Consider the following 14,582-nt stretch of genomic DNA (forward strand, 5'->3'; position numbering starts at 1 on the left):
CTTTGCGCCCAAAGCTTTGCTGCCACCAAACTTTGTTGCTATATTCCAGCTGCTGTATGGCTCATGTATATCTTTAGAGCCACTGCATGAACGCCGAAACAAAGCCGGCGAGTATAGAAGAAGAAGAGGTTTCAAGAAACTCTTCGCAAGATTTAACCCGGCAGGTTGCGAGATATCAGAGCCTGCGAAACAGTCAGACGGCCGCTTACGGACCAGAAACACCGAAGCCGCCGCGGGAAACATAGCCCCACTGTTTCGCGCCAATATCGACGCCCCCGCCAGTGAGATAAACCAGGCAGCCCAACTGCTGGCGATCTCGCTTTATCAAATTATGGAAGACAGGCTGTCTGATACCGGGAAAAATCCGGTTTGCATGGCGCGTCCGCGATACAACGCCGACCCCACAGAAAATCAGCCGCCGTCTGGAGTGTTGGTGCCGGAATGCACCTATGCAGTAGGCCCTGTGGCATCGAGTTAAGACGTACCGATGTGCAGCCCTCTCAAAGCACCCATAAACATTTTGGTATTGGCCGACCAACAAGCGTCGGAATTGCCAGCGGTGCGTATGCCCAACAGAGCTAACCGTACTGCATGAAAAGAATGCTGATTAACGCAACTCAACCGGAAGAGTTGCGCGTAGCGCTGGTCGACGGCCAGAAACTGTACGATCTGGACATTGAATCCGGCTCCAGAGAGCAAAAGAAATCCAACGTTTACAAAGGCAAGATCACTCGCATCGAGCCTAGCCTCGAAGCTGCTTTTGTAGACTTCGGTGCAGAGCGTCATGGCTTCCTGCCACTGAAGGAAATCTCCCGCGAATACTTCCGCAAAGACCCGGGCCCAGGTCGCATCAACATCAAGGATGTGATCAAGGAAGGCCAGGAAATCATTGTTCAGGTTGATAAAGAAGAACGTGGCAACAAGGGTGCGGCCCTGACCACTCAGATCAGTCTGGCCGGTCGTTACCTGGTGCTGATGCCAAACAACCCTCGTGCCGGTGGTATTTCCCGTCGTATCGAAGGTGACGATCGTTCACAACTGCGCGATGCCATGAAAGAAATGACCATTCCGGACAAGATGGGCGTTATCGTCCGTACTGCCGGTATTGGCCGCTCGGGTCAGGAACTGCAATCCGACCTCGATTACCTGCTGCGTTTGTGGGAAGCCGTACAGCGCGCCTACGACGAAGTGGCTGCGCCTCAACTGCTGCTGCAGGAAAGCAACGTCATCATCCGCGCTATCCGCGACTACCTGCGTCAGGACGTTGGTGAAGTACTGATCGACACCGATGCCGCCCACGCCGAAGCATTGGCGTTTGTTGAGCAGGTGATGCCGCAGTACGTCAACAAGTTCAAGCGTTACGAAGACAGCGTGCCGCTGTTCAATCGTTTCCAGATTGAGTCACAGATCGAAAGCGCCTTCCAGCGTGAAGTGAAACTGCCTTCCGGCGGCTCCATCGTGATCGATCCAACCGAAGCACTGGTGTCCATCGACATTAACTCTTCCCGCGCCACCAAAGGTTCCGATATTGAAGACACTGCCTTCAATACTAACCTCGAAGCTGCCGACGAAATTGCTCGCCAGCTGCGCCTGCGTGACATGGGTGGTCTGGTGGTTATCGACTTCATCGACATGCTGTCCAACAAGCACCAGCGTGAAGTGGAAACCCGTCTGAAGAAAGCACTGGAAATGGACCGTGCTCGCATTCAGATTGGCCGCATTTCCCGCTTTGGTTTGATGGAAATGTCCCGTCAGCGTCTGCGTCCGTCGCTGGAAGAAACCAGTGGCCACGTATGCCCACGCTGTAGCGGTACTGGCGTTATCCGTGATGTTCAGTCCACCGGCTTGTCCATCCTGCGTCTGATTGAAGAAGAAGCCGCCAAGGAAAACACCGGACAGGTTCGTGCCATCGTACCCGTGGTGGTTGCAAGCTTCCTGCTGAACGAAAAACGCGCCCTGATCGAACAGATTGAGCGCCGTCACCACACTCGCGTGATGGTTCTCCCAAATCCGCAACTGGATACTCCGCACTTTGAAGTGCTGCGCTTGCGTCCGGACGATAGCCTGGTGGGTGAGATTTCCTACGAGCATCGCTTCGACGAAGCCGAGCCGGATTATGGCATCGACACCACCATTGCGCCTGCCAGCAAAGCTCAGGAAGCCGCTGTTAAAGGTGTGGTTCGTCCGGCAGCACAGCCTGTAGCCGAACAACCTGCACCAAAGCCGGCCGAAAAAGCCAGCCCAGCAGAATCCCAGGGTGTGATTGAAAAGGTCGCAGGCTTCCTGTCCAGCCTGTTCGGTGGTAACACCGAAGAAGAAAAGCCAGCAGCCGAATCCAAGCCTGCCAACAAGGCACGCAAGGAAGAAGGTCGCAGCAACAACGGTAACGGCAACAAGCGTGGCAATGGCCGCACCCGTCGCAACAACCGTGATCAGGACGAGAAGTCTGATAACCGCGGCAACCGTTCTGAACGCTCTACCGAGCGTACTGACGACAGCGAAAACGGTAGCAACGAAAATGGTCGCAGCCGTAGCCGCAATCGTCGTCGTAGCAACGATCGAAATAACGATCGCGGCAGCGAACGCAGCAACGACCGTAACAACGATCGCGCCGAGCGTAGCAACGACCGCAATAGCGAGCGTAATGCAGATCGTAAGGCCGATAGTCGCGAAGAGACCCGCAAGCAAGACACCGACAGCAGCAACACTGAGAACACTCAGGAAGCTCGCTCCAACGGTCGTCGTCGCCCTCGCCGCGACCGCAGCAACGGCAGCACTGAGTTCCGTCGCGAATCACCAAAGCCAGGTGCGGAAGAAGATGAGAACAAGCCAGTAGCAGCACCGGCTGCCAAGTCAGAAGACGCACAGCCAGCAACTCAAGCTGCTGCAGCTGACAACAGCGGTCAGGACAACGCCGAAGAGCGCCCAGGTCGTCGTCGCCGTCGTCGTCGCAGCCGCAAGTCTGACAATGCAGAAGTCAGCAACTCAGAAACTGCAAATGCCGAAACCGTGAATGCTGACAATGCAAACACAGAAGCGGCAACTGAAGTGACTGAGAGCAAGGCCGCTGAACCGGCCAAGGCAGAAGAAGCGCCTGCAACTGAAACCGTAGCCGAAGCGACAGAAGCAAAAGCTGAAGAAGCCGACACTGCAAAATCAGAAAAGCCAGCCGAAGCCAAGTCTGAAGAAGCCGTGGCTTCTGCCGACGAAGCACAAGAAGGCAGTGCCAATGCTGAAGAAGCTAATGCCGAAAACGCCGGCACAGAAAAGGCAAATGCAGAAGAAGGCGACGAAGAGAAACCAACTCGCCGTCGTCGTCGCAGCCGTCGTCGCAAGTCAGCAGACAAGCAGGATGCTGATGCAAACGCTGAAAACACTGCGGTTACTGAGAGCGCTACCGAAGCCCCGGCTACAGAAACCAAAGCAGACGAAACTGCCAGCAGCGAACCTGTTGCGGAAGCCGCCAAGGCCGACGCTCCTGTAGCAGAAGCACAGGAAGCGGCAGCAGAAAAACCTGCTGAAACGGCTCCATCTGAGCCTGAAGCGAAAGCAGAAGCCGAAAAAGCAGAAGGCGCCAAGCCAGAGGTTGAGGCAAAAGCCGACAACGAAGCAGATGCCGAAGAAGCTTCTTCAGGTCGCCGTCGTCGTCGCCGTGCCGGTGGTCGTGCACCTAACGACCCACGCAACTCAGGCAAAGCTGCTAAAGCTGAACAGGCCAAAGCCCAGGTTGAAGCAGATCCTGTCGCAGCGGTAGTTGATGCCCAAGCCGTTGAAGCGGCCGAAGTAACTGCAGAAAGCACTGCTGTTGAAACTGATGCAGCTTCGCAAGCAGAAGCGCCTAAAGCAGACGTTGAAAAAGCAGAAGCCGAAAAAGCAGAAACTGAGAAATCAGACGCGGAAACGCCGGTTGTCGAAACCAGCGAATCCCAGTCTGCTGATACAGCTGAAGCCAACGAAAGCCTGACGGCACCTGCAGCAGAAGCTGCTTCCACAGACACTGAGGCTTCCGAAGCCCCAGTGACTGAATCAGAAGCAGCTGAAAGCACAGAGGAAGCGTCTACCAAGGACAGCGAGAAATCTGATACTCGCACTCCTTCCTGATAGACACTGACCCAGTGCAAAAGCGGGCTTAGGCCCGCTTTTTTATTGCCTGCGTTCAGGCGCTCACTCCTTTCTTGACCTCCTCTTTCTTGACCTCCTCTTTCTTAACCCCTTGGCCCAACCCCTGCTTCCGTCCCTTTAAACCTCTCTGCCTTAAGCTCTATTGGTCTCTGAGCCTCCGTCGCGCCTCATTCAAGCCAGCTCGATATACCTCAAAGATGTACTAAACTTTTCCTTTATGACTAAAGCTGCCAATAAACGCAGAGTAGTAGAAGATAAAAAACACAATGATTAAGCTGAACATCAGGACATTCTGATAGATGGGTCATCCATGGATAGAAATTGTCGAGTTCTGGTAGTAGACGACGTTGCCGATAACATCCGGGTTGCGATGAGCATTCTGCGGGAAGAAAGCTACGATTTGTCCTACGCCACATCCGGAGAGAAAGCTCAGCAACTGCTGAAGTCGCAGGAGTTCGATCTGATCCTGCTCGACATTATGATGCCGGGCATCGACGGCTTTGCCGTGTGTGAATTTATTCAGCAAGACCCTCGCCACAGCGACACGCCGGTTATTTTTCTCACCGCCCGCTCAGACGTTGATGCCATTACTCGCGGCTTCAAAGCCGGCGCGGTCGATTACATCGTCAAACCGTTTCACGCCGCCGAGTTGCTGGCTCGGGTTCGTACCCACCTGGAATTGCACGCATCCCGCAAGCTGCTTCGGCAAAACAACCTTAGCCTGCAACGTAAGGTTAACCTGACCGAAAAGCGCATGATGACCGAGCTGGAACAAAGCCAGCTGGAAATGATTCACATGTTGACCGAGCTGATGGAGTTCACCTCGGACGAAACCGGACGCCACATCAAACGGGTGGCAGAAATTTCCCGGCTGCTGGCCCATCACGAACCGTCGCTTTCAAGCGAAGACGAAGACATCATCTTTCACGCCTCGCCGATGCACGATATTGGCAAGGTGTTCATTCCCAAGGAGATCCTCAACAAGCCCGGTAAGCTATCGCCGTCCGAGTACGAAATCATGAAAACGCACACGGAAAAGGCACATCAGTTTCTACAAACCGCATCACGTAAGGTGCTGAAAGCAGCCGATATCATCGCCTGGCAACATCACGAGCGTTGGGACGGCGATGGCTACCCGCGCGGTATCAGCGGCGCTGACATTCATATCTACGGCCGCATTGTCGCTATTGCCGATGTGTTCGATGCCCTCACGCACAAACGGGTGTACAAGGAAGCCTGGACCACCGACGACGCCATCCGCTACATCGAAGAAAACCGCGGTAGTCATTTTGACCCCGGCCTGGTGGATGTATTCCTTCAAAACGCCGACGAATTCATCGCCATCGTCAATCAATAATCCCGGAAAGGAATCCGCCCATGCGTCCGTTTGTTCTGCTGGTCTGGATGCTGCTGATTACCGCGTCCTGCGGCAGTCGTGCGTTTGAACTGAACGCTGAAGAGAAATACTGGGTCACCACTCAGAAGACCATCACCGTCGGTGTACAGCGGGATCTCGCCCCTTACGACTTCGTTAACAGCAAAGGTGAACCCGATGGCTTTTCCCAAAACCTGCTGGGGGATATCCTCAAACGTGCCGGCTTAAACGTTAATTACGTGATGGCCGACTGGCCGGATTTGCTGGAGGCCAGCCGCAACGGCGAGGTAGACATTCTGGCCACCAGCGTGAAAAGCTGGTCTCTCAGCAATGATCTGTTATTCAGCACCCCCTACATTCGCATGGGGATTTATCTGTTTGGTCACAGCGATCTGGTCGGCAGCAGTGAAACCTACCTGAGCAACCTGAAGCTCGCCATCGTCGAAAACCATCCGCTGACAGAACTGGTTCGTCGCCAATACCCAGGTATGACACTGGTAAAAACCGCCAACGTCAGTGAATCCATTCAGCTGGTTCTGGAAGGTAAAGCCGACTTGCTGATTGGTCCCTACCCTGCGGTGCATTATGTGCTGGGCCAACAAGGTGTTCTGAACATCAAACCGCTGAAGTCCTTCACCGCCGAAGATTTCCGCATGGCGGTACCGATGAACATGCCCATTCTGCGCGACATCCTCAACGATGCGCTGGCGGATTACAGCCGCACCGACATGGACCAGCGCATGCAGCTTTGGATACCGGATCAAAACGGCATCAATCAGGACATCATCTTGTCGCTCAGTGAGGTGGAATGGCTCAAGGCCAACCCCACCATCAGTGTCAGTGGCCCTTCAATGCCGCCCGTTTACTTTGTTGAAAACGACCAACTCGCCGGCTTGGCTGGCGAATACCTGGGCCAGGCTGAACAAGGCCTGGACGTGCATTTTGTTCCCAGCGACGGCAACCGCTCAGTAGTGGTCGTTGATGACGTCAACTCCTTCCCTTTCCGTGAGTATTACGAGCCGCTCACGACGCTCTTGACGACACCTCTGGTGATACTGAAAACCCAAGGATCAGACTTTGTTGGTGATCTGCAATCGCTGGAAAACCTCACCATAGGCGTACCCGAAGCCGCCAGCTACCAATATACCCTGAGCGACAAGGTGCCGAATAGCATCATCACCCCATTCGACAGTTATCAGGCGGGGCTCGACCTGCTGGAAGGGGGCGAACTTGATGCCATTGCCCTACCCCTGATCACTGCCAATCACCTGCTTCGTGTCGACAACCACCGCAACATCAAGGTCGTCGGCAAGACCGGCATCCTGATCAAGCCAACCATTATGATCAGCCGCCAGTCACCACAGCTGCGTACCGCGATTGAGAGCGCCAACATTTCCATCAGCGAATCCGAACGTCTGAAGGTGCTGCAACAATGGACCGACGTTGAGTTTGCCGAAAAGGTCGACTACACCCTGCTGGTTCAAATTGCGGTGATCTTTGTGTTGTACGTGGCAGCCAGCCTGCATTGGAACCGCAAGCTGACCCGTGAAGTGGATCAGCGCAAACAAGCCGAGATGCAGCTGCAAACCGAACGCGATAACTTCAAGGCGTTGTTCAAGGAAGCCACCGAGTGCAACATGATCTTCCTGTTTGGGGAGTGCATTGCCTTTAACCATGCTGCCGAACAGCTGTTCGGGCGGACGGGTCCGGACGCCCTGAAAGGCTGCCGACTGGAAGATCTGGCGCCATCATTACAACCCGGCGGCATGGACACCCAAGAGCTGTTGCTGCGCGCTTTTTCTGTCTGCCTGAACGCAGGCAATCATCAGTTTGAGTTGATGGTCTGCAACAGCGACGGCAATAAGCTGTGGGTCGACATTTCGCTGACCAAAATCCTGCTGGAAGGCAAACCCGCCGTTTATGCAGTGTTCCGCAACATCACTGAGTCCAAACGACTGACATCAGAGTTAGCCCGCGCCAAGGAAGCGGCCGAAGTAGCCAACCGGGCAAAATCCACCTTCCTGGCCAATATGAGCCATGAAATCCGCACGCCGATGAACGCCATCATTGGCTTTACCGAACTGCTCAGTGAACAACTCGACAAGCCACGCCTGCGCACATATGTCGATACCGTTCACAAGGCCGGTGAGTCGCTATTACAGTTGATTAACGACATTCTGGACCTGTCCAAAATTGAATCCGGCAAATTGGAAATTCGCACCGCCCCCACCAGCATCAATCATCTGGTGGACGAGATTGCCGAATTTTTCTCGCTGACCACCACCTCCAAAGGGCTGGATCTGGTGGTAAACACCGATCCCGGTCTGCCCAAAGCCGTGTTGGTGGATGACATTCGCTTGCGTCAGGTATTGATCAACCTGGTCGGCAACGCCGTCAAATTCACCGCCGAAGGGCACATCGCCATTGAAACCAAAATTCTTCACATTGACGATCACCTGTCCAAAGTCGGGCTCGAAATTCGCGTCTGCGATACTGGCATTGGCATCTCCGAACACGATCAGCAGCTGATTTTTGGTGAATTCGAACAACTGGTCGACAAACAAGCCAACGATGCCAGTGGCACCGGGCTGGGTCTCGCCATTTCCAAACGGCTGGTGGAAATGATGAACGGGGTGATTTCGGTTGAAAGCACGCCGGGAGAAGGCGCCTGCTTTATCGTCAAGCTGCCAGCGCTGGATATCGCCAGTATCGACATGGCCGACGCCATCGACCGCGCCGCCACACCAGCAGCAGAAACTGTCGGTATTTTTACCTCCTGCAGCGTGATGGTGGTCGACGACATCAGCAACAACCGGGAGCTGATCAAACAGATTTTTGACCAGTCCTCTGTTCAGATCATCGAAGCAGAAGACGGCCAGCAAGCCGTCGACATGCTGGGTAGCAAGGCACAAGAAGTTGATGCCGTGTTGATGGACATACGAATGCCCGTTATGGACGGCTACGAAGCCACCCGCCAGATACGAGCCAAGCACCCGGATTTACCAGTGATTGCCCTCACCGCCTCGGTAGTCAATAACCCGGAAGACCCGGGCCAGCTAGCCATGTTCAACGGCCATTTACGCAAACCCGTATTGCGGCGTGAGCTGGTATCTATGCTGAAGCCCTGGCTGCCGCACCAGTCCGTCGATAGCTCGACCAGCCGGCAGGGGCATTCTGCTGGTTTTTCAGCGGGTAAGCCGACTGACAGCCTTGGCAATACCGGTAACAGCAATACAGGTGGCAGTGCAGGCAGCAGCACCCCGGAACAACGCAGCAAGCTTGCACAGCAGCTGGCGCCAATGTTCAAAAAAGCCAACACCACCCAAAGCCTGGACGATACCAAGGCGTTTGCCGAACAGCTCATTGATCTGTCTGAAAAAGACCAACTGGTTGAATTTCAGGAAATTGGTATCAACCTGCTAGCAGCGATTGATACCTTCGACATCATTCTGATTGAGACCTTGATGGAGAGATATAAGTCAGCGCTGTGAACAGCCATAAGGCCACTTATTCCGTCTCGGATACAAGCTCGCCGGGCACGCGCACCCAGCCTTCCATCATCACTCGCGCACTGCGGCTCATGACCGCCTTGGTGGCAGTCCAGTCACCGTCGACCAGACAGGCTTCCGCCCCGACTTTCAAGGTGCCGGATGGATGGCCAAAGGTAACGGACGTTCGATCACCGCCGCCAGCCGCCAGATTCACCAGAGTCCCCGGAACCGCTGCCGCCGTGGCAATTGCCACAGATGCCGTGCCCATCATGGCGTGGTGCAACTTACCCATCGACAGTGCCCGCACACACACGTCAATATCCGACTCGGCAATGTCTTTACCGCTCGATGAGGTATACGCCTTCGCTGGCGCAACAAAAGCAATTTTGGGCGTGTGCTGACGGGTTTTGGCTTCGTCCAATTCCTTGATCAAACCCATTTTAATGGCCCCATGAGCACGCACGTGTTCAAACCAGGCCAGTGCTTCAGCATTGCTGTTTAGGTCTTTCTGAAGCTCAGTACCGGTGTAACCGATATCGGCGGCATTCAAAAAGATCGTCGGAATACCGGCATTGATCATGGTCGCCTGATAACTCGCTGCAGGCTTGTCGCCAAAGGCCGGAACCTCCAGCTCGTCGACCACATTACCTGTCGGGAACATGGAGCCCTTTTTACCACCTTCAGGGGCATCGGCCGGGTCCATAAATTCAATCACAACTTCCGCTGCCGGAAAGGTCACGCCGTCCAGCTCAAAGTCGCCGGTTTCCTGAACTTCGCCATTGGTAATTGGCACATGAGCAACGATGGTTTTGCTGATGTTTTTCTGCCAGATATGGACAGTACAAATGCCGTTTTGGGGAATTTTCTCAGCGGCAACATAGCCTGACATAATTGCAAACGCACCAACCGCCGCTGTCAAATTGCCACAGTTACCCGACCAGTCTACAAACGGCTTGTCGATAGCAACTTGCCCGAACAGATAGTCAACGTCGTGTCCTTCCTTGCTTGGGCGATCCACAATCACCGTCTTCGAGGTACTGGACGACGCATTGCCCATACCATCAATCTGCTGCCCGTACGGGTCCGGGCTGCCGACCACCCGCATCAGAATCGCGTCACGTACCGCCCCTGGTTGCTGGGCCGCCTGTGGCAGGTCTTCACGACGAAAGAACACGCCTTTGGAAGTACCGCCACGAATGTAGGTCGCCGGGATTTTTATTTGAGGAACACTGGACATGCTCAACTCCTGTTTTCATCTTACACGTCGGATGTCTGAGGTCAGACGCCAGGATTGGTCTGACGCCAGAAGTCTGAAGTCGGACGCGGTTAACAATTAAACTGGTTACCACTGACAGCGTCAGACGTCTGACTTCAGACGTCCGACCCCAGGCAGCTTCAAGCCCCTTGCAGGAAGTCCTTGGCGAACTTCTGCAACACCCCACCGGCCTTGTACACTTCCACTTCAGCCGCGGTATCGAGGCGGCAGGTTACGCCGACTTCAACCATTTCACCTTCATGACCGAGAGCGGTTCTGGTGATTACCAGCGTCAACTCGCCACGTGGTTCAACGTCGCCAATGATGCTGTAGGTCTCGGTACCGTCTAGTTCCAGAGTATGGCGGTTAATGCCTTCGTGGAACTGAACGGGCAGTACGCCCATACCAATCAGGTTGGTACGATGAATACGCTCGAAGCCTTCGGCCACAATCACTTCCACACCCGCCAGTCGAACACCTTTGGCAGCCCAGTCACGGGAAGAACCCTGACCATAATCGGCACCGGCCACAATGATCAGGTTCTGACGGCGGTTCATGTAGGTTTCGATCGCTTCCCACATGCGCATTTGTTTGCTGTCTGGCTCAACACGAGCCAACGAGCCCTGAATCACGTTACCGTCTTTATCGCGGCACATTTCATTCAGCAGTTTCGGGTTGGCCAGAGTGGCGCGCTGAGCGGTCAAGTGATCACCACGGTGGGTCGCGTAGGAGTTGAAGTCTTCTTCCGGCAGGCCCATCTTGTGCAAGTACTCACCGGCAGCACTGTTCATCAGAATCGCATTGGATGGCGACAGGTGATCGGTGGTGATGTTATCCGGCAGGATCGCCAGTGGACGCATGTTAGTCAGGGTGCGGTCGCCAGCAATCGCCCCTTCCCCCTCTTTTTGCCAATACGGTGGACGACGAATGTAGGTGGACTGTTCGCGCCAGGCGTACAGTGGGCTTTCTGCCTGTTCTTTTTCACCCAGATCAAACATCGGGATATACACCTGATTGAACTGCTCTGGCTTCACGCTGGCTGCAACAATGGCGTCGATTTCTTCATCGGATGGCCACAGGTCTTTCAGGGTAATTTCCCTACCATCCACCACTGCCAGTACGTCCTGCTCAATGTCAAAACGCACGGTACCCGCAATGGCGTAAGCCACTACTAATGGCGGCGAGGCTAAAAAAGCTTGCTTGGCATACGGATGAATACGGCCGTCGAAGTTACGGTTACCCGATAGAACGGCGGTGGAGTACAGGTCGCGGTCAATAATTTCTTGCTGAATCGCTGGGTCCAGGGCTCCAGACATACCGTTACAGGTGGTACAGGCGTAGGCAACAATACCGAAACCCAGCTTTTCCAGCTCTGGCAGCAAGCCGGATTCTTCCAGGTACAGCTTGGCTACCTTCGACCCTGGAGCAAACGAAGTCTTCACCCACGGCTTACGCACCAACCCCAACTCGTTGGCTTTTTTGGCCAGCAAGCCCGCAGCCACAACGTTGCGCGGGTTGGAAGTATTGGTGCAGGAGGTGATGGCCGCGATGATTACAGCACCGTCCGGCATCAGGCCGTCAGCTTCCTGTTTTTTGGCCTCGGTAAGCTTTTCAGCATCGGCAATACCGCGCTCACCCAGTGCGGTGGTGGGCAGTCGACGATGAGGGTTCGATGGGCCAGCCATATTGCGTACAACGGTAGACAAGTCAAACTCCAGCACACGTTCATACTCGGCATTTTCAAGCGCAGTCGCCCACAAGCCGGTTTCTTTGGCGTACTGTTCTACCAAGGCTACCTGTTCTGGCTCTCGGCCGGTCAGTTTCAGGTAATCAATGGTTTGCTCGTCGATGTAGAACATCGCCGCAGTGGCACCGAATTCCGGCGTCATATTGGAAATGGTGGCACGGTCACCGACAGACAGACTGGAAGCGCCTTCACCAAAGAACTCCACATAAGCCCCTACCACCCGTTCGGCACGCAGGAACTCAGTTAAAGCCAACACGATGTCGGTGGCGGTAATACCCGGCTGCCGCTTGCCGGTCAGTTTCACACCAACAATGTCTGGCAGACGCATCATGGATGGATGGCCGAGCATCACCGTCTCAGCCTCCAGACCACCAACACCCACGGAAATCACGCCCAAGGCATCAACATGCGGGGTGTGAGAATCGGTACCGACACAGGTATCCGGAAACGCCACACCTTCGCGGGATTGCACTACCGGAGACATTTTCTCCAGGTTGATCTGGTGCATGATGCCGTTACCGGCAGGAATCACGTCGACGTTTTCAAACGCGGTTTTGGTCCACTCGATAAAATGGAAACGGTCTTCGTTACGGCGGTCTTCAATGGCGCGGTTCTTCTCGAATGCGTCAGGATCGAAGCCCGGCGCTTCCACGGCTAACGAGTGATCGACGATCAGCTGGGTTGGCACCACCGGGTTCACTTTGGACGGGTCACCGCCCTGCTCGGCAATGGCATCCCGCAAGCCCGCCAAATCCACCAGCGCGGTTTGGCCAAGGATGTCGTGGCACACCACACGGGCTGGATACCATGGGAAATCGAGATCACGCTTGCGCTCAATCAGCTGGCCCAGAGCATCGTTAAGCAGCTCAGGCTCACATTTACGCACCAGTTGTTCGGCCAGAATACGGGAGGTGTATGGCAGGCCGTCATAGGAGCCAGGTTTGATGGCTTCAACGGCGGCGCGGGTATCGAAGTAGTCGAGGTCGGTACCGGCAAGCGGTTTACGGAAATTGCTGTTCATGGTGATCTCTCTTCTGGTCGTTTTGATCTCTCCGTTAAGTGATGGGAGAGCGCCAGTGATAATTTTTTATTGATGGGCGCACACAATGTTCGGCCTTAACGGGCGTTGTATCTGGTCAGGCCAATGACCTCCTGGGGAACTTATCCCCGGCCGGTCGGGCGCCCCCAGCTTTCGCGCTGACGGCTCGCTGATTCGATTTCAGCGCGGACTCACGACGGACTCGCTCAGATTCGGCATCCCTGCCTCAACTGAGCTGAGAAAACATCCATGTTTTCTCGTCCTGTTCGTCCTTACTGAAATCGGCTCACCGAATGCGCATTGTGAGCCGCAACACCGAGTAAGCTGCTACGGCACTGGCACTGGCACTCACAATCGCAGGCAAGCCTGCTCCTACAAGTCAGCTGCTTCTATTGAGCCGGGATGTTATTCCCGTTCTTCAATCGGCACCCACTGGGCACTCTCAGGGCCGGTGTAGTCCGCCGATGGGCGAATAATGCGGTTATTGGCGCGCTGTTCAAGTACGTGTGCACACCAGCCTGAAGCACGAGAGCAAACAAAAATCGGCGTGAACAACTTGGTTGGAATGCCCATAAAGTGATACGCCGAGGCATGGAAGAAGTCGGCATTACAGAACAGCTTTTTCTCGCGCCACATCACGGCTTCAACCCGTTCTGAAACGGCGTACAGGTATTCATCCCCTACATTCTCAGACAGCTTTTTCGACCATTCCTTGATGATGGCATTACGCGGGTCCGACTCACGGTATATGGCGTGGCCAAAGCCCATGATCTTGTCCTTGCGAGCCAGCATACCCATGATGTTTTGTTCGGCTTCATCGGCAGAACGCCAATCCTGAATCATCGCCATCGCAGCTTCGTTAGCGCCGCCATGCAGCGGGCCACGCAAGGAACCAATAGCCCCGGTGACGCAGCTGTGAATGTCCGACAAGGTCGACGCACACACACGGGCAGTAAAGGTCGAGGCGTTGAATTCGTGCTCGGCGTACAAAATCAGCGAGGCGTGCATTACGTCTACGTGCAGCGGCTCCGGCTTCTTGTTGTGAAGGGTCCAGAGGAACTGTTCAGCGATGGAATCCGCCTCGGTTTCAACCTCGACGCGCAAGCCATCGTTATGGGTAAAGTTGTACCAGTAGTTGATCATGCCCGGGAAAATCGCCAGCATGCGGTCGATCTTGTCGTGGGCTTCAGAGAAGTCTTTTTCTTCTTCCAGATTACCCAGCATGGAAGCGCCGGTACGCATAACGTCCATTGGGTGGGCGTCGGCCGGAATCTGTTCCAGCACGGTTTTCAATGCGGCGGGCAATGCACGCATGCCTTGCAGACGTGCCTTGTAGGCGCCCAGTTCGGTCTGATTCGGCAGTTTGCCGTACAGCAGCAGGTAGGCCACTTCCTCGAATTGGGCGTTATCGGCCAACTCCTTGATATCGTAGCCACGGTAAGTCAGGCCAGCGCCGGTTTTGCCGACGGTGCATAAGGCGGTTTCACCTGCGGATTGGCCACGCAGGCCAGCGCCTGCCAGTTTTTTTGCTTCAGCCATGTCACGTTCTCCGT

General features: G+C 54.9%; 6 protein-coding genes. 3 read left to right on the forward strand and 3 right to left on the reverse strand.

The features are described from left to right. Positions 1-591: 591 nt before the first annotated feature. From rne to ACXADJ_RS07520, 3 genes are all read left to right on the forward strand, one after another. Positions 592-4,101: a ribonuclease E gene (gene rne, locus ACXADJ_RS07510; protein WP_475064367.1), complete on the forward strand. Its 3,510-nt coding sequence runs from the start codon at positions 592-594 to the stop codon at positions 4,099-4,101. A gap of 331 nt (positions 4,102-4,432) precedes the next feature. Further along, positions 4,433-5,479, forward strand: coding sequence for an HD domain-containing phosphohydrolase (locus tag ACXADJ_RS07515; protein WP_475064369.1), 1,047 nt, complete (start codon positions 4,433-4,435; stop codon positions 5,477-5,479). Positions 5,480-5,499: 20 nt separating this feature from the next. Further along, the gene (locus tag ACXADJ_RS07520; RefSeq protein WP_475064371.1) at positions 5,500-8,988 is read left to right on the forward strand and encodes an ATP-binding protein; all 3,489 of its coding nucleotides are present in this window, start codon (positions 5,500-5,502) and stop codon (positions 8,986-8,988) included. A gap of 16 nt (positions 8,989-9,004) precedes the next feature. Here the strand turns inward: ACXADJ_RS07520 and prpF are convergent, their stop codons facing one another. From prpF to prpC, 3 genes are all read right to left on the reverse strand, one after another. Beyond that, positions 9,005-10,225, reverse strand: coding sequence for a 2-methylaconitate cis-trans isomerase PrpF (gene prpF / locus ACXADJ_RS07525; protein WP_475064374.1), 1,221 nt, complete (start codon positions 10,223-10,225; stop codon positions 9,005-9,007). Between the two features lie 158 nt (positions 10,226-10,383). Then, complete coding sequence (gene acnD / locus ACXADJ_RS07530) at positions 10,384-13,011, reverse strand: Fe/S-dependent 2-methylisocitrate dehydratase AcnD (RefSeq protein ID WP_475064376.1); 2,628 nt, start codon at positions 13,009-13,011, stop codon at positions 10,384-10,386. A 423-nt stretch (positions 13,012-13,434) separates the two neighbouring features. Beyond that, positions 13,435-14,568 carry a bifunctional 2-methylcitrate synthase/citrate synthase gene (gene prpC, locus ACXADJ_RS07535; RefSeq protein WP_475064378.1) on the reverse strand — a complete coding sequence of 378 codons (1,134 nt, stop codon included), beginning with the start codon at positions 14,566-14,568 and terminating at the stop codon, positions 13,435-13,437. Between the last annotated feature and the right edge of the window lie 14 nt (positions 14,569-14,582).

The sequence above is a fragment of the Oceanobacter sp. ABM4_470 genome (assembly GCF_056158645.1).